We start from the raw sequence: 15980 nt of genomic DNA, 5'->3' as shown, positions 1-15980 counted from the left end.
ACTTCTTTCTTTTCGTTTTGTCAAAATCACTATAAAAACCATAGATTCATTGGTTCTTTAAACAAAAGTGTTTATTTTTAATTTTTTTGAACATTTTTGTTAAAAAACTATGTACAAAACGATAATAAAGTGATTATAATACAGGTATAGGGTGTTGGAATATTAATTATGTTGCAAATTTTCTAAAAAAGGGGTAATGAAAATGAACACAATGAATATCAACGAAATCAAACAATACAAACACGAGCCTTTCACAGACTTTACGATTGCACAAAACAAAGATGCATTTGAATCTGCATTAGAACTTGTACAATCAGAGCTTGGCAAAGACTATCCTCTTGTAATTGGCGGAGAATTAATTACAACAGAAGATCAAATTCAGTCCATTAACCCAGCAAATAAAACAGAAGTTATCGGCCGCGTGTCAAAAGCAGATCAAGACTTGGCTGAAAAAGCAATGCAAGCAGCACTTTCTACCTTTAACACGTGGAAAAAAGAAGCGCCGGAAGCACGAGCAGATATTCTTTTCCGCGCAGCGGACATTATTCGCCGCCGCAAGCATGAATTTTCAGCTTACCTTGTGAAAGAAGCCGGAAAACCGTGGAAAGAAGCAGATGCTGATACAGCAGAAGCAATTGACTTCCTTGAATACTACGCTCGCCAAATGGTTCAGCTAAAAGACGGCGCGCCTGTTGAGAGCCGCGAAGGTGAAGAAAATAAATTTAACTACATTCCGCTTGGTGTCGGCGTTATTATTTCACCGTTTAACTTCCCGTTAGCAATCATGGCTGGAACAGCTGCAGCAGCAATCGTAGCAGGAAATACGGTTCTATTAAAACCGGCTAACAACACGCCGGTTATCGCAGCAAAATTTGTAGAAGTAATGAAAGAAGCTGGCCTTCCAGACGGCGTACTGAACTACGTGCCGGGAAGCGGAAGCGAAATTGGCGACTATTTAGTAGATCATCCAAAAACACGCTTCGTTTCATTTACAGGTTCTCGTGAAGTAGGCTGCCGCATCTATGAACGCGCGGCAAAAGTACAGCCTGGTCAAATCTGGCTAAAACGTGTTATTGCTGAAATGGGCGGTAAAGATACGGTCGTTGTAGATAAAGATGCTGATTTAGATTTAGCTGCTTCTTCTATTGTGTATTCAGCATTTGGCTTCTCTGGACAAAAGTGTTCAGCAGGCTCTCGTGCAGTTGTTCACCAAGACGTATACGATATCGTTCTTGAAAAAGCAGTTGCGCTGACAAAAACATTAACAATGGGCAGTCCTGAAGATGTGAACACGTATATGGGACCTGTTATTGACCAGGCTTCTTTCAACAAAATTACAAAGTACATTGAAATCGGTAAAGAAGAAGGCCGTTTAATGATGGGCGGAGAAGCAGATGATTCAAAAGGCTACTTCATTCAGCCTACGATCATTGCAGATGTAGATGAAAAAGCACGTTTAATGCAAGAAGAAATCTTCGGCCCAGTCGTAGCATTCTGCAAAGCGCGCGACTTCGATCATATGATGGAAATTGCTAATAATACAGACTACGGCTTAACAGGTGCCCTTCTTTCAAATACGCCTGAACACATCGAGCGTGCAAAAGAAGAGTTCCACGTCGGAAACCTTTACTTCAACCGCGGTTGTACAGGTGCCATCGTTGGGTACCAGCCGTTTGGCGGGTTCAACATGTCAGGAACAGATTCAAAAGCTGGCGGCCCTGATTACTTGATTCTGCACCTGCAAGCAAAAACAACAAGCACAACGCTTTAATACTCAGTAGAGCAGCCATAGGCTGCTCTATCTTAAAACAACAAGGGATTTTTTCTATAGGGGGAGATATTTATGTTAGCAGAGGTATCTAAAAATGTGTTTCTTCACGCTTCCCAAAATAAAGCGCTAAACAAAGCGGCGAAAAAATGGGGTCTTCGCTTTGGTGCAGCTCAAGTGGTAGCTGGCGACACGATTGAACATGCGATCAAAAAAGTACGGGAACTGAATGAAAAAGGACTTGTTTGTACGCTTGATCATTTAGGGGAATTTGTTTCAAGCAGAGAAGAAGCCATCGAAGCAACACAATATAACGTCAGAACGCTGGAAGCTATGGGGCAAGCCGGTGTAACGTGCAACTTATCTGTCAAAATGACGCAGCTTGGTTTGGATATTGACCGCAGTTTTTGCGTTGAGAACATGTGCCGCATTCTTGAAACGGCGAAAAAATACGATAACTTTGTTCGAATCGACATGGAAGACTATGCGCACTGTCAAATGACGCTAGATATTTTACGAGAGCTTCGAGAGACGTTTGATAATGTTGGAACGGTTATTCAAGCTTACCTGTTCCGCGCTGAACAAGATGTAAAAGAGCTAAGAGGCATTCCTCTTCGATTGGTAAAAGGCGCGTATCAAGAATCACCAACCGTGGCGTTTCAAGATAAAGCCCAAATTGACGAGAACTATATGCGGATTATCGAAGAACATTTGCTCAGCGGAACATACACGGCGATTGCATCTCATGACCACAATATTATTGCAAAAGTAAAAGAGTTCGCTCACAAAAACAGCATCCCGCGCACCCAGTTTGAATTTCAAATGCTGTACGGATTCCGAACAGATATGCAGCTTAGCCTCGCAAAAGAAGGCTATACAATGCGCGTATACGTTCCCTTTGGCAACGACTGGTTTGGCTACTTTATGCGCCGCTTAGCGGAAAGACCGCAAAACGTCGCATTTGCTTTAAAAGGTTTCTTTTCTAAATAAGCATTAATTTAGCAAGTCTCATAATGAAAACGCTATCATTCTTTTGTGCCCTTTGCGGATGCTTCTGCAAAGGGCTTTTTTTATACGATTTCTCTTCCCTTTTCGTGTGTATTACGATAAAATATAAATACGAACAAATGTTCTTTTCATTTCAAACAAAAAGGAGAGTACATATGAATCCTCTATCAAAATTAGAACTGCCTCCTAAGCTAGAACCTTATCGAAAAGAAATTGAGCAAACATGTAAACCTTATATCCATCTCCATACGGTTATGAATAGTCCAAAATTATATGAAAGCAAGTTTGGCGGCAACCCTTACCTTCCTCTAGAAGCAAATCATCCTCTAGACTCCGAGGGCAAGCCGATGCTGCTGATGGCACAAATCAATTTTTCTGAAGTTCCTTCCTATGAAAACATGCCCTCTCAAGGCATGCTTCAATTTTTCATTTGCGGAGCTGATAACAAAAACACCGGTGATGTGTATGGTCTGGATTTTGACCACCCTGCGACTCAAAAAGACTTTCGCGTCGTTTTTTATGAAGATGTAACAACCGACGAAAACAAATTAACAATGGATTTTACGTATCTTGAAGACATTGACCGAGATATGTTCCCTATTCCTCAAGAAGTAGGTTTACAGTTTGAAATAAGAATCGAACCTGTTTCCCCTACTGACTATCGCTATAACGCTGTAGAACCAGGTTTTTTTGACGATGAAGAAATGGAAGAAATCTACTGGGATGAGCTTACGGGCGAGTATCACAAAATGGGCGGATACGCTTTTTTCACTCAAAGCGATCCTCGAGACTACGATGAAGCGCTGCGAGCATACAACATTCTGCTTCTTCAATTTGCCATGGACGACGACGCTGATATTATGTTTGGTGATGCAGGAGTGGCCAATTTCTTTATTAAAGAACAAGACCTTCGCAACCGTAACTTTAAAGATGTTTTGTACAACTGGGACTGCTGTTAAAAAACACCCTCTTAGAAAAGTATCTAAGAGGGCGTTTTTTATATGGCTTTTACTACTCAGCCTGTTTTCCTTGCAGCATTCAGCATTTCTTTAAACTGCTGTAACGCTTTTACATCTGCAAATGCGCTTGTAGGAATAACATATCCGCTCATTGCGCTAACAAGGATAAAGATATGTTCATCGGTTTCTCTAATTTGAGTGATGCTTGACCAAGGAGTCTTCACTTCTCCTTTTGAGCTTTTCTCTACCAAGGCCTCTTCCGTAACCATCATCGTATGCTCACCCGTCAGACTGCTGTTATCTCCTTCATTTATTACCTTTACGATGTTCTTTTTAATACTTCCGTAAAAATATTTCGGATAAAATAAAAACCACAGCACCGCAAGCAGCGCAAACGCTACGAACATGCCAAGTAAAAATTCTCCTTCAACCCACGAAACAAGCAAAGGAATAAGAACAAAAATAAGCGACATCCATCGCTGAACTCTCAGCACTTTTTGGACTCTTTCCGAATGTTGAGCGTGATGCATGTTAAAAGCTACGTAATCATCTTTGGTTAACGTATAGTGATATTCCATATTAATCTCCAATTCTACTAAATAACAACAAAATAAAATATACCTCATTTGGTGTTATATGTATATAAAATTGCACTTCTTTATAAGCTTTTCTTATGAAAAGCATCACCTTTTTGTCATTTATTTACACGTATACATCACGTAAACTTAACTAGTACTCTACTATTTAAGGAGGAATGTTCATGACTTTTACACTGACGCATATTGATCATATTCAGCTAGCTGCACCCCCGAATTCAGAAAGCGAAGCTCGACACTTTTTCGGAACCGTTCTTGGCTTAACAGAAGTCGAAAAGCCGGAAAGTCTAAAAAAGCGCGGCGGCGTGTGGTTTGAATTTGGTTCTTATCAGCTGCATATTGGTGTTGAACCTGCCTTTTCACCTGCAAAAAAAGCGCATCCGGGCTTTCACGTTAAAAATCTACCTGCGCTCAAAGATCATCTGACTAGCTTCGGTATTTCTTTTATAGAAGACCAAAACATTCCCGGCGTCGAAAGAATTTACGTGGCGGATCCTTTTGACAACCGAATAGAGTTCTTAGAGAAAGTGAATCTCCCTTTTTCTAACTGAATGTTCGACAAAACATGAGCTCTTATTTAAGAGCTCTTGTGTTCTTTTGGTCCTCCTTTTTGCTTTTCTTTCCACAGCATGTACAGCAACAGCCCCAGTACACAAAATGCCACGCCAAACATTGCTAAAGGAAATAAAAGTGTATTAATAAAATGATGATAAACCCATGAGTCGTTCATCTAACTAGTTCCAATACGCACCGTTTTTTTACAGTATGCCCTACTATAAACTTTTTTATGTTGTGTTAAATATGCTGGTTTCTATCATATTTCTTTTTCTTTTTAATAGAGTAAATAGTAGATACATAACATTCTTCTCTTAGAGCTCTCATCCGCTGATTTCAAAGTTTCATTAGAGGAGGTTTATTCTATGAAAAATAAGTTCACTGAAAAGCCTAAAAAGCTTTTTTGGATCCTTTCTTATAAATCATTAATTATCGCTATACTATTTGTTCTGTTAACATCTGCCGCTATTTTTACCGTCACGTATTCAACTCTTCAGCATACGCTCCGCTCAAACGTTGTCTATCAAGCACTATCAAATTATAAAGCTCAAAGTTTGTTCTACTTCATGCATACGGAAAACCATCATTTCTCTCATGCCTTTGAAGAAGATTTCTCTCCGCCTCCTCTTTCTTCTGTCGCTCTGCAGCTGGCGACGAATATCCGCGTGGCGGATACAAGAAGTCTCTTTGGATCAGAACTGCCCGGCTTTTCTATTTTTGATTCTCATATTCTACTAGCCGGTGAAGGAACGGATTATACGACGATTCCTCATGAGTCAGCTCCTCCGCTCGAAAGCATTTCTGGGGAGCGTGATTTGGATCCTGCTGAAAGCAAAACGTACGAAGAAAGTAAAAAACAGTCTCAAACACAGGCCAAGCAAAGTACGGGGGACAAAAAAGTTGTGTATATCTACCACACGCACAGCTGGGAATCTTATTTCCCTTTACTTGGTATGCAAGGTGAAGCGAACGAAAATAAAGCAGTTGATAACAAAACCAACATCACGCTCGTTGGTCAAATGCTAGGAATGGAATTAAAAGCAGACGGAATCGGCTCGGAAGTAGATACAACTAATATGACGCAAAAGCTGAATGAAAAAGGCTGGGGTACAGGACGAGCCTATGCGATGTCTCGAAGCGTAGTGGAAACAGCTCTTCAGCAAAACAAAGACGTTGATTATTTAATTGATATTCATCGTGATTCACTGCGTCAAGAAAAAACAACGGCTGCTATCAACGGAAAATCGTACGCTAAAATGATGATTGTATTAGGTGAAGCAAACCCGAAATTTGATGAAAATGTTAAAATGGCCAAAGCGATTCATGAAAAGCTAGAGGAAAAATATCCAGGCCTTAGCCGCGGAGTGTTAAGCAAAAAGAAAACTAGCGGCAATAATGGACTATATAATCAAGACTTATCCGACCGCTCCATTTTGATTGAAGTAGGCGGCGTCGATAACAATATGGAAGAACTCACAAATACCGTCAAAGCTTTTTCTGATGTGTTCAGCGAGTACTACTGGCAAGCTGAAAAAGTAAATGCGCAGTAAACAAAAACTAGCTACCCCAGGTAGCTAGTTTTTGTTTCTATAAGAGTCACGCTTCTCCTCTTCTTCACACGCAAAGCATACAAGCTTCCCTTCAACAACCACACCGTTCAAAAATCCTTCTAAGCAGTACACTTCCTTTTGACATACCGTGCAAATTCCAACGTATTCTTTCACGACTTTATCACTCCTTATATCATATTAAAAATCAAAAAAGAAGCTCTATTAAAGAGCTTCTTTCCGTATACATCATTCTCCTTCAATTCAACAAACGGCTCATTTCCTCAGGAGAAAGCGGCTTATCAAATATATAGCCTTGACCGATATGACAGCCTTGTTCCGTCACAAACTGCAGCTGTTCTTCGTTTTCTATTCCTTCTGCGGTGAGATCAAAATTAAGTTTTTTTCCCATTTGAATAATCGTTTCCACTAGCACTTTTCCAACTTCGTCTAAGTCGTCAATAAATGATTTATCAATTTTTAACGTATTAATCGGCAAGTGTTTCAAATAGCTAAGGGATGAATAGCACGTTCCGAAATCATCCATCGCCACTTTTATCCCTAGACTCCGCAGGCGGTTTAGCACTTTTTTCGATTCTTGACTGTTTTGAATGACGCTTTCAGTGATTTCAAGTTCCAGAAAGTGCGGCTCAAGGCCTGTTTTTTGCAAGATTTGCTCAATCTCCGCTACGAATCGTGAGGACTTCAGCTGAATAGGTGATACGTTTACTCCTATTTTGCTCGCTTTTGAATTCAGCTCCGTCCATGCTTTCATTTGCTTGCACGCTTCTTCTAACACCCACTTGCCAACGGGCACAATTAGACCTACTTCTTCTAAAATAGGCAAAAATTCATTTGGATAGACGGTACCAAATTTTGCACTATTCCAGCGGATAAGCGCTTCTGCCCCTATCACACCAGACGTTTTCAAATCGATTAACGGCTGATAAACCAGCTGAAACTCATTTCTTTCTAACGCATACTTTAACTCATTCTCCATGCTGATTGTTTTAATGATTCGTTCATTTGATGAAGATGAACTCATTTCATATGTGTTTCGTCCATTTCGTTTTGCTACATACATCGCAATATCTGCTTGCTTGATCAGCCGGTCAATTAGTTCATCTGCGTCTTTTGGGACAATTTTCTGCTGATATTTCTTTGAAAATAGGCTGATGCCAACGCTTGTAGAGGTTAGCACTTTATCTCCGTCTACATAAAAAGGAAGCGACATTTCTTTTACAATCTGCTCGGTCATTTCTTCAATTTCCTCAACAGTTTTTAGTGTATGCAGCACTAAAATAAACTCATCGCCCCCGTGCCGCGAGATAAAATCAGAGGACGGAATACATTTTTTTAATCTTTCTGCTACGCGCCTAAGCAGCACATCTCCGTGATGATGGCCAAGCGTATCATTTATTGATTTAAAGCGGTCTAAGTCTAAAAATAAAATGGCCAGCTGTTCAGGAGATTCTCCATCTAAAAGCAGTTTTTTCAGCTGCCTGTTTAACCAGTAGCGGTTAGGCAAATTGGTTAAAGGATCATAATAAGCCATTTGCTTAATTTTTTCTTCATATGCTTTTCGTTTTGTAATATCATTACGAATCGATACGTACTGATACGGCTTGCCCCGTTCATCTAAAAAAGGAACAATGGTTGTATCCACCCAGTAATATGAACCGTCTTTTGCCTTGTTTTTTATTTCTCCGTGCCATACCTTACCAGAGCTGATCATGCTCCACAACTCTTTAAAAAACAAGCTTGAATGATGTTTCGAATTAATAATGCGATGATCTTGACCGAGGAGCTCATGTCTTTCATACTTAGAAATTTCGCAGAATTTATCGTTCACGTGATTGATGAATCCGCGGCTATCCGTAATCGCTACAATCGATGATTCGTTTAACGCAAGTTCTATATCATTTAGTTTTTTCAGCGCTTCTTTAAATTTATATTCAAAATGCCTGTTTTCCATATCCTATACACCTTTATCAAAATTTTAACGATAAAACAAAACCCATGACGAAATGATAGAGAGGAATCGTGAATAATGAATACAATTTAATCAGCAATGGACAGCGAATTAGTTTGTCCGATTGCCTTACATTCGTAAAATAGTAAGCGTACAATTGCTGCTTTTCCTCTTTACACCTTTAAAAACTTCTTACACGCAGTTTGTAAAAGGATTGATAGATAGTTTCGTTTATCCATATCTTTTATCACAACTTTTCTATGGTACCATTAAAATGATTTTTATAGAAATGAAAGTGTACTTTCTTCACGTAATTGACATACCTTTTGATGGTAAAAAGAAAAAAAGCCTCTGCTTTAGACAGAGGCTTTTTTCACTTTCTTCTTACGAGCTTGTACGCGCCAGCCACGGAAGAACAAGGTCTTGAAAGGTTTTATTATACACAACAATTCGATTAAGATAATACGGATCGTTATCTTTTGTAATAAGGTGGGGAGCTAGGATAGCTGCTTGGTGAAAACCGGCATTTTTCACAATTTTAGCTACGTCATCATTTGCATTGCCATATGGATACGCAAAGTAAACAGGGTCTACCCCTAAATGTCGCTTAATCGTTTCTTTGCTTTTTCGTAAATCTTCAGCAAACGCGCTGTATTTAGCAGGCGTCAGAAATAAAGGCTTGCCTTCTTCTAAACGGTGCATATTATATGTATGCGAACCGATTGTCGCAAGGCCGCTGTCTTTCATTTCTTTTAGCTGACTCCACGAAGCCATGTTTAAATTTTGAAAGTCCTCTGCCCCCACTTGTCCTGCGATTACATATAGCGTAAACGGAATGTTTTCCTTTTTTAAAATTGGAAACGCGTTTTGATAAACGGTACGGTCAATATCATCAAATGAAATCCATACGCAGCGTTTTGGAAACGTGCCTTTTTGCTGATACGTTTCAATATCTTTTGGCGTAACGAACGTAGCGTCAAGTTCCTTCAGCTTTTTCAACTGATGTTCAAAATCATTGCTGTAGACGCTGTACTCTGTCAGTTCGTCAGACTTTGTAACTGAGCTGACAACTCGATTAAACCAATTATGCTTGCGCACGCGATGATAATTTAAACCTAAGCATCCGTTCGTCTCAAGCGCTGGCTCCACGGTCGTTGTTGCTTTCGCCTTGTCTTCCCAGTTCACTACTTTAAAGAAAATAAAGCCGACTACCGCTACCGCAATCAAAAGAAAGAATACATATTTCTTCATGCGTGCTTCCTCTCTTCAGTATGTTTTAACGGATTAACATCAAATTCGATGTACTGTGCACGCTGAAGCTCTTGAATTTGATCCTTCGATAAAAGCTCAAGACGCTCTAAATCTTTAACACTCGTATACGCCGGCTCTTTTCGTCGGTTTAAGCTTCCAAATCTCTTTTTATTGTAGGATCTCCATAAAAACAGAGCCAGGAAAAAGAAGCAAAAAATAGCGAGTCCAATTACTAAAAACGTTCGAATTTCGCCGTTCGTCGTTTTGAACGCAATTTTTAATACCCCGCTGTAACGGTCATTTACGCCGATAACAGCTGAAAGGAAAAACCAAAGAACAATAGCACAATAGAGCCAAAAAACAGATGAAACAATGATGCTTATCACGAATCGAGCAAGAGGCTGTTTGGCTTGAATCATGATTTGCTCTTCGTTAAGCCGCGGTCTGGACTGCTCCATGTAGCATAGCCTCCTTTCACTCTCGATCTGATAGCACGAGGAAATGCACCCACTACCACAATCGTATTCACAATCCAGTAAAGCGCTGGGTACCATGCAGCCCATACGTAATACCGCTTCACGTTGTCGTATTTTGAATCAATTTTCAGCGCAATAAACAGCTGAATTAAGCTCATAAACACAAGGGAAAATGACGTAAACGTAAACCAAAACAGCATGTCTTGAGGGCTGCTCGCCGTAACAAGCAGCATGATAGTCACAAACAGCCATGCGAATGACCAAAGAGTACTGATCCACTGCTCTAGGTATACAATCCAAATTCTGCGCTGCTTCCATTTTAATAACACTTTCCAGTGGCGAAGCATTACCTCTTGTCCGCCTTGAGCCCAGCGTACTCTCTGCTTCCAAATTCCTTTTAAGGTTTCAGGCACAAGCATCCAGCACAATGCCCGCGGTTCATAGCGGATATCCCAAAAGCGCTGCTGCAGCTTCCAGCTCACAGCGATATCTTCCGTAATCATGTCACGATCCCACAGCCCGACGTCCACAAGTGCTTTCTTTCGAAAAGCCACCACTACGCCTGAGACCGTCATTACTTTTCCTAAAATTCGCTGTGTTCGTTTAATAGAACCGATAATAGAAGAATACTCCACTAGCTGAATGCGACTCAGCAGTGTGTTACGGTTTCGAATGCGCGGATTTCCGGTAACGGCTCCCAGCCGTTCCCCTTTATGAAGAAAATGATGGATTAGATAATACGGAGCGTTTTGATCTAAAATAGCGTCGGAATCTAAGCAGATTAAAAACTCTGCTTTAGATGCGTGCGCACCTAAATGTAACGCATTGGCTTTTCCTTTATTTTCATAAAGCTGAATCACACGAACTTCAGGGTGATTTCTGCTGATGTCCTTTAATATATCAGCTGTTCCATCCGTGCTTCCATCGTTAATAAGGATGATTTCTTTAGACGGATAATCTAACGCCAAAAGGTGCTTAAGCGTTTCTTCAATCGTTTCTTCTTCATTATAGCAAGGCACTAAAAAGCTCACTAACGGCCAATCAATTGTTGAAAAATCAACTTTAGGATCTCGGTCGCGATAGCGTATGTAAATAAGCGTGCCTGCAATCCAAAATAAAGACATGATAAATGGATACCAGAAAACAAAGCTCGCAAGCTTTTCAAATCCAGGTATTAATACGTGTTGCATATTCATTTTTCTGACTCCTTCACTCCAATTAAAATTGCACAGAGTGACAATTTTATCACTAAATTGGTTAAATAGAACATAGTAATTTTAACCATCTAAAAAAAGATACTTTTAAACTACTCTTATTCCTATATTATACAACCCTTATATGTAAGTAAAAGGCACCAATAAAGGATGGGCAAGTTACCTACTTAAAGAAGTGAAATATAGTATCTTTGCAGATTATAAGCGTGATGGTTGCAGGTAATATATGAAAGAAACCCTTTCCCTAAGGAGGAATAACGAGTATGAACGAACAAATTCAAAAGCTGCTCAATAACTTAATTCAACTTGAACACGTCTCTTCGACTTTATACCTAGCTATGTTTAACTATATGAATCGATTAAACTATAAAGGAATGGGCAGCTGGCTGCGTCTGCAGTCTGAAGAAGAGCGCACTCATATGCTAAAACTCATTGACTGCTTAGTTGACCGCGGCGGAACGGTAGAATTAAGCTCTTTGCCTGCTCAGCCAAGTGAGTTTGGGACACCGTTAGAAACGTTTCAAAAAGTATTGGGGCATGAGATGTTCGTCACGAATTCTTATCGTCAAGCGCTTCAATTTATCAGCCAAGCGAATGACCTCAAACGTTAGTCATCATGCAGGACTTTTTACGAGAGCAAGTCGACGAAGAGGCCCAAGCTCAAACGATTGTAGACCGTCTAAAAATCTCCCAAAATAACCCTCCAGCTATTTTTATACTCGATCAAGAACTAGGACAGCGAAAAGCTGCACCAGCGGGTGAAGCAGCTGCGCAAGGTTAAAAGCACAGAAGAGTGTAGAACAATGTGCAGAACCAATAACACGACGCCCGTTTCCTTGTTTCGAGTTGGTATTCACCACGGCTATTATGGCTATCCGCCTAATGTGTATAACGCCATTCAAAGGCTTATGAATCAATATATGCATCAGCTTCACTATCATCGACCTCAATATGTTCACATCTACTACGTGCACCCTTCTCTTATTCACTACTACCTTCACTAAGTTAAGGAGAATAAGAACTTTGCTTCTTGAAGAAATTCACCGTTTCTCCACCCTAATTCAGGAATTCCAATCAAAAATATGGATATTTATGCTAATATAGATTTTGTTAATTAAATAAAGAAACAATTATTAGCGGGGTGTCATATGGATAATCAATACGTTGTAGGATGGGGAACGCTGGCTTTAATTAATGCCGGATTAGCGCAAGGTAAAAATCGAACGGGTCTGAACTGGTTCTTATTATCTCTTGCTTTAGGACCGCTTGCTACCTTCAGCTTACTGCTGGTAGAAAAACGATAAAAAATTGGTTCAAAGCTCATTGCTTTGAGCTTTTTTCTTTATTTTCTAACTATAACTGCTCTTCAAAACAAGTAAAAAAGCTCCGCTTGAAATTTTTTTCTCGACTTAATATGCATAAATCTATTCATCATTCAGCGTAAATCTGACTGCATTTTTTCAATAAAAAACCTACTCTTCAGAAAAGGAAGGAAGCTCCTTTTTAAACCTTTGTTTCTGACAATAAAATCAAAAGAAAGAAAAACGCTTATATTCTATGCTTTTCTAATTAACAGATTAACTGTTTTCTACAGATGATGACCATTTACACGGGACAGCTGTGCATCTACTGAACGAGGTCAAACTTCCTGTATTTCTCAATCTGTAGAATGAATAAATACTCATTTGCTTCATTTGACAAAGAAATAAATGCTGTGTAATTTAAGTAACATACCCCATCTAAAATGTTTTTAGAAAGGATTAAATAGCAAGATGCGTACAAAAAAAGAAGAGTGTATAATTGACGAAATGGGAAGAGTATCCCTTCCTTCTTTGTTTATGCAACTAACGAAACTCAAGACGAACGACAAAGTTTTTTTACGGAGCTGTGATGATTGGATTATTATCGATCATCATGATGAAAATGTCCCGGTTCCTTCTCATATCTTCATTCGAACAATTGACCACATGGGTAGAATAGTCATTCCGAGATCCCTGCGAAATGACTATGAACTTAAGCCCTTTGATTATGTAGAACTATACGTGGTAGAACAGCAAATTGTGATGAAAAAAAGAGACGAAAAATCGATAGCGCTTTCACAAAAACCTGCGGCGTCTCCTCCTTATTATGTAACATTAGCCGGCCGGCAGATTCAGCTCACTTCTGAACTTTTAACGTCCGTCGAACTGGATGCAAACATGGAGGTCCAATTTTTTATTAACAAAGAAAATAACATTGTGATTCAGAAATATGAAATGAATTTTGGTAAGAAAACGACTTTAACATTTACAGCTCAATCTCGAAAAATTGATGACCGTTTTCGACTTACTATTCCTAAAAAGCTGCGAGATGGTTTCTCCATCCACTCAGGTACGATGTTAAAAATCAAGACAGGTAATAAGCAGCTCATTTTAGAAAAAGTGGAGAATGAAAAAGAGATTAGCAGCGTATTATCTCAGCAAATAGAAGCAGCAATTGTTGAAAAATTACGGAAATAAGAACGACGCCAAAAACAAATGGTTTCCTACGACTTCAAAGCAAAAGCTAAGAGTTACGCATAGACTGATCCTTTCTATACTCAACTCTTAGCTTTTAGACTTATCTTCCATAAACCCGTTACTCCCCATGATAACGCCATCTCCAAAATAAAACATAATTTCTATATTCATCAAAACCCTTGTGAATAATTTCAAATTATACGTATAATAAGGTACCTTGCACAAAGGAGGCTGATTTAGTTGAAGATCTCAACAGGAACTGAATTTTACGATAATGACGAGACGTTTCTAGCCTATACAAAACGCCGGCAGCAAAAAGAAAATGCCAACGATACGATTGAAAAACCGGTCATTTTACAGCTTCTAGGTGACGTTACAGATGCAGACGTTTTAGACTTAGGGTGCGGAAATGCTGGATTTGGCGTGGAGCTTCTTGAACAGGGATGTTTCTCTTATACCGGAGTAGACGGCTCGATCAATATGATAAACGCAGCTCAGCAACAGCTTTCAAACTATCCAAATGCAAGAGCGCTCCATGAATCGATGGAGCATTATACTCCACCACGCACCGAATATGATTTGGTTACTGCAAGACTGTCTCTCCACTACATGGAAGACTTAGCCTCCATTTTCACTAAAGTGAATCAAGCGCTCAAACCTGAAGGAAGATTTATTTTTTCTGTGGAACATCCAGTCATTACTTCCACTTTGCAGCCCTCTTCTTTGCGCACAAACTGGACGGTGGATAACTATTTCTCAATGGGATTCCGTCAGCAGCACTGGATGGGCGGATACGTTCAAAAGTATCATCGCACGCTTGAAGAGTACTTTTCTTTAATGCAGAAAAGTGGATTTACCGTCACACATTTAAAGGAAGCATGCCCTCAAAAAGAACACTTCGACAGCGCTGAAACCTACGAACGTCGAATGCGCATTCCTTTGTTTTTGCTGATGAGCGGCGTCAAGAACAGATAAGCGCCTAGATGAAAAGAGCATCAAAGCCTTTGATGCTCTTTTACACTTACTCTTCACAATAGCAACATCCGCTATATTTCTGTTGTTTGGCGTCACTAAACCCCTCTTTCTTTCAAAAAACTATTTTAGTTAATCGTCTAACTTTTTATCAAAAACAAAAGTAGTCATCGCGACATCTTCTTCAATGTTAATGTCTGAAAAAACTCTTATAATTTTTGCATGGACAAGTTTTTCAAACTTATCTCTTATCTCTGAACAATCATAAATTTTTTTCACTAGTTCCGTGCGTGCCTCATGAACCATCCTTTTGCCTTCAGAAGAAGTTATCATAAACTTTTCTACATTCGTAAGATTGCCTTTCATTTCGCTAACAGCCCACGTATCTACAAAACGAGTAGTGATTTCTCTCGGTCCATTTCCAACCTGCTCTTTACGGATTTCGCGCACCAAGTTACTAAATTCATGCTCTCTATTTCTACTCATATTCAAATTCTCCTTTCATTATCTTCTAATCTTTTTTTCGTTAACATTAAGTAACTAATCGTTAAAGCAATAATTCCTAGCGATAAAAATAAACTTCCAATTTGATAATTGTTATTCACAATAATAAATCGTATTGTGGCAGTAATTCCAATATATAAGAGATAACTTAATGGGAAATGACAGCTTTCCTTAAAGTAAGTCATAATCATCGAAACAAAAGCAAAATATAAAAAGAAAACAAGTACTTTTCCAAGGATTTTATGAACGTTATTATTTCCTGTTAAGGCATCATTCATAATATAAAAAAGCTCTCTCAATAAAAAATAAACGAGTATAAATCCAAGGATAATCAGTGAGACATTTAAAATAAATTGATATGTCGTAATTAGATACTGCCTTTTTTTACGTAAAAATAGTTCCAACACCTTTGTATCCCTTCCTTTTATCTAATTTCCTTACATTGATTCTATTCATGTTAGCAAAAAGCTCAAAAACTATTAGCCTGTTTTAGAGCTTGCTGCTTTATTAGTTGTCTCCAACATATTCACTCCTCCACAAAAAAACCCATCATAAAGAGATTTGTGCATAGCTGTACAAATTTCTTTATGATGGGTTAACGACTCAGCATTTTTCAATACTTGTTATCCAGCCCTTCATATATCTACATATAGTCAAGTC

The 15980-nt window shown here is 39.1% G+C and carries 18 protein-coding genes and 1 pseudogene; 10 read left to right on the top strand and 9 right to left on the bottom strand.

What is annotated here, in order from left to right; translation table 11 throughout:
• Positions 1-202 precede the first annotated feature (202 nt).
• The 3 genes from pruA (at position 203) to SB717_RS18235 (ending at position 3735) form a co-directional block, all read left to right on the top strand.
• On the top strand, positions 203-1771 hold the full coding sequence (pruA, locus tag SB717_RS18245) for an L-glutamate gamma-semialdehyde dehydrogenase (RefSeq protein WP_410904385.1): 1569 nt from the start codon (positions 203-205) through the stop codon (positions 1769-1771).
• A gap of 72 nt (positions 1772-1843) precedes the next feature.
• Positions 1844-2758 carry a proline dehydrogenase family protein gene (locus SB717_RS18240; protein WP_410904384.1) on the top strand — a complete coding sequence of 305 codons (915 nt, stop codon included), beginning with the start codon at positions 1844-1846 and terminating at the stop codon, positions 2756-2758.
• Positions 2759-2931: 173 nt separating this feature from the next.
• Positions 2932-3735: a YwqG family protein gene (locus SB717_RS18235; protein ID WP_410904383.1), complete on the top strand. Its 804-nt coding sequence runs from the start codon at positions 2932-2934 to the stop codon at positions 3733-3735.
• Between the two features lie 56 nt (positions 3736-3791).
• Here the strand turns inward: SB717_RS18235 and SB717_RS18230 are convergent, their stop codons facing one another.
• Positions 3792-4313, bottom strand: a complete 522-nt coding sequence (locus tag SB717_RS18230) for a YcxB family protein (protein ID WP_074676821.1) — start codon at positions 4311-4313, stop codon at positions 3792-3794.
• Positions 4314-4495: 182 nt separating this feature from the next.
• Between SB717_RS18230 and SB717_RS18225 the strand changes: the two genes are divergently transcribed.
• Positions 4496-4882 carry a VOC family protein gene (locus SB717_RS18225; protein WP_074676822.1) on the top strand — a complete coding sequence of 129 codons (387 nt, stop codon included), beginning with the start codon at positions 4496-4498 and terminating at the stop codon, positions 4880-4882.
• A gap of 26 nt (positions 4883-4908) precedes the next feature.
• Here SB717_RS18225 and SB717_RS18220 read toward each other — a convergent pair whose 3' ends face one another.
• Positions 4909-5061, bottom strand: a complete 153-nt coding sequence (locus SB717_RS18220) for a hypothetical protein (protein WP_410904382.1) — start codon at positions 5059-5061, stop codon at positions 4909-4911.
• Positions 5062-5251: 190 nt separating this feature from the next.
• Between SB717_RS18220 and spoIIP the strand changes: the two genes are divergently transcribed.
• Complete coding sequence (gene spoIIP, locus SB717_RS18215) at positions 5252-6436, top strand: stage II sporulation protein P (protein WP_013058514.1); 1185 nt, start codon at positions 5252-5254, stop codon at positions 6434-6436.
• A 24-nt stretch (positions 6437-6460) separates the two neighbouring features.
• Here the strand turns inward: spoIIP and SB717_RS18210 are convergent, their stop codons facing one another.
• The 5 genes from SB717_RS18210 to pgaC all read right to left on the bottom strand — a co-directional run bounded on the left by SB717_RS18210 (position 6461) and on the right by pgaC (position 11328).
• On the bottom strand, positions 6461-6610 hold the full coding sequence (locus SB717_RS18210) for a hypothetical protein (protein WP_176547848.1): 150 nt from the start codon (positions 6608-6610) through the stop codon (positions 6461-6463).
• Between the two features lie 82 nt (positions 6611-6692).
• Complete coding sequence (locus SB717_RS18205; protein WP_410904381.1) at positions 6693-8408, bottom strand: putative bifunctional diguanylate cyclase/phosphodiesterase; 1716 nt, start codon at positions 8406-8408, stop codon at positions 6693-6695.
• Between the two features lie 381 nt (positions 8409-8789).
• Complete coding sequence (locus SB717_RS18200; RefSeq protein ID WP_410904380.1) at positions 8790-9656, bottom strand: polysaccharide deacetylase family protein; 867 nt, start codon at positions 9654-9656, stop codon at positions 8790-8792.
• On the bottom strand, positions 9653-10114 hold the full coding sequence (gene pgaD, locus SB717_RS18195; RefSeq protein WP_074676825.1) for a poly-beta-1,6-N-acetyl-D-glucosamine biosynthesis protein PgaD: 462 nt from the start codon (positions 10112-10114) through the stop codon (positions 9653-9655). Before pgaD ends, SB717_RS18200 begins: the two co-directional genes overlap by 4 nt.
• Positions 10072-11328, bottom strand: a complete 1257-nt coding sequence (gene pgaC / locus SB717_RS18190) for a poly-beta-1,6-N-acetyl-D-glucosamine synthase (protein ID WP_074676826.1) — start codon at positions 11326-11328, stop codon at positions 10072-10074. The genes pgaD and pgaC overlap by 43 nt, the downstream gene beginning before the upstream one ends.
• 281 nt (positions 11329-11609) lie before the next feature.
• On the opposite strand from pgaC, the pseudogene SB717_RS18185 reads away from it, so the two are divergent.
• The 5 genes and pseudogenes from SB717_RS18185 (at position 11610) to SB717_RS18165 (ending at position 14819) form a co-directional block, all read left to right on the top strand.
• A pseudogene (locus SB717_RS18185) lies at positions 11610-12127 on the top strand (ferritin).
• Positions 12128-12149: 22 nt separating this feature from the next.
• Positions 12150-12350 (top strand): hypothetical protein, encoded by a 201-nt coding sequence (locus tag SB717_RS18180; RefSeq protein ID WP_200508516.1) that lies wholly within the window; start codon positions 12150-12152, stop codon positions 12348-12350.
• 144 nt (positions 12351-12494) lie between these two features.
• The gene (locus tag SB717_RS18175; protein ID WP_169305187.1) at positions 12495-12650 is read left to right on the top strand and encodes a hypothetical protein; all 156 of its coding nucleotides are present in this window, start codon (positions 12495-12497) and stop codon (positions 12648-12650) included.
• Positions 12651-13118: 468 nt separating this feature from the next.
• Positions 13119-13844, top strand: a complete 726-nt coding sequence (locus SB717_RS18170) for an AbrB/MazE/SpoVT family DNA-binding domain-containing protein (protein WP_410904379.1) — start codon at positions 13119-13121, stop codon at positions 13842-13844.
• A gap of 240 nt (positions 13845-14084) precedes the next feature.
• Complete coding sequence (locus tag SB717_RS18165) at positions 14085-14819, top strand: class I SAM-dependent DNA methyltransferase (RefSeq protein ID WP_410904378.1); 735 nt, start codon at positions 14085-14087, stop codon at positions 14817-14819.
• A 129-nt stretch (positions 14820-14948) separates the two neighbouring features.
• Here the strand turns inward: SB717_RS18165 and SB717_RS18160 are convergent, their stop codons facing one another.
• On the bottom strand, positions 14949-15302 hold the full coding sequence (locus tag SB717_RS18160) for a Na-translocating system protein MpsC family protein (protein ID WP_410904377.1): 354 nt from the start codon (positions 15300-15302) through the stop codon (positions 14949-14951).
• Positions 15303-15304: 2 nt separating this feature from the next.
• A complete protein-coding gene (locus SB717_RS18155) occupies positions 15305-15727 on the bottom strand; it encodes a phosphate-starvation-inducible protein PsiE (RefSeq protein WP_045293689.1) in 423 nt (140 codons plus the stop codon).
• Positions 15728-15980 lie beyond the last annotated feature (253 nt).

This window comes from Priestia sp. SIMBA_032 (assembly GCF_046535215.1).
Classification (GTDB): Bacteria; Bacillota; Bacilli; order Bacillales; family Bacillaceae_H; genus Priestia; species Priestia aryabhattai.
Note: the sequence above shows the minus strand (reverse complement) of the source record. Positions and strands in the feature narration are given on the sequence as shown.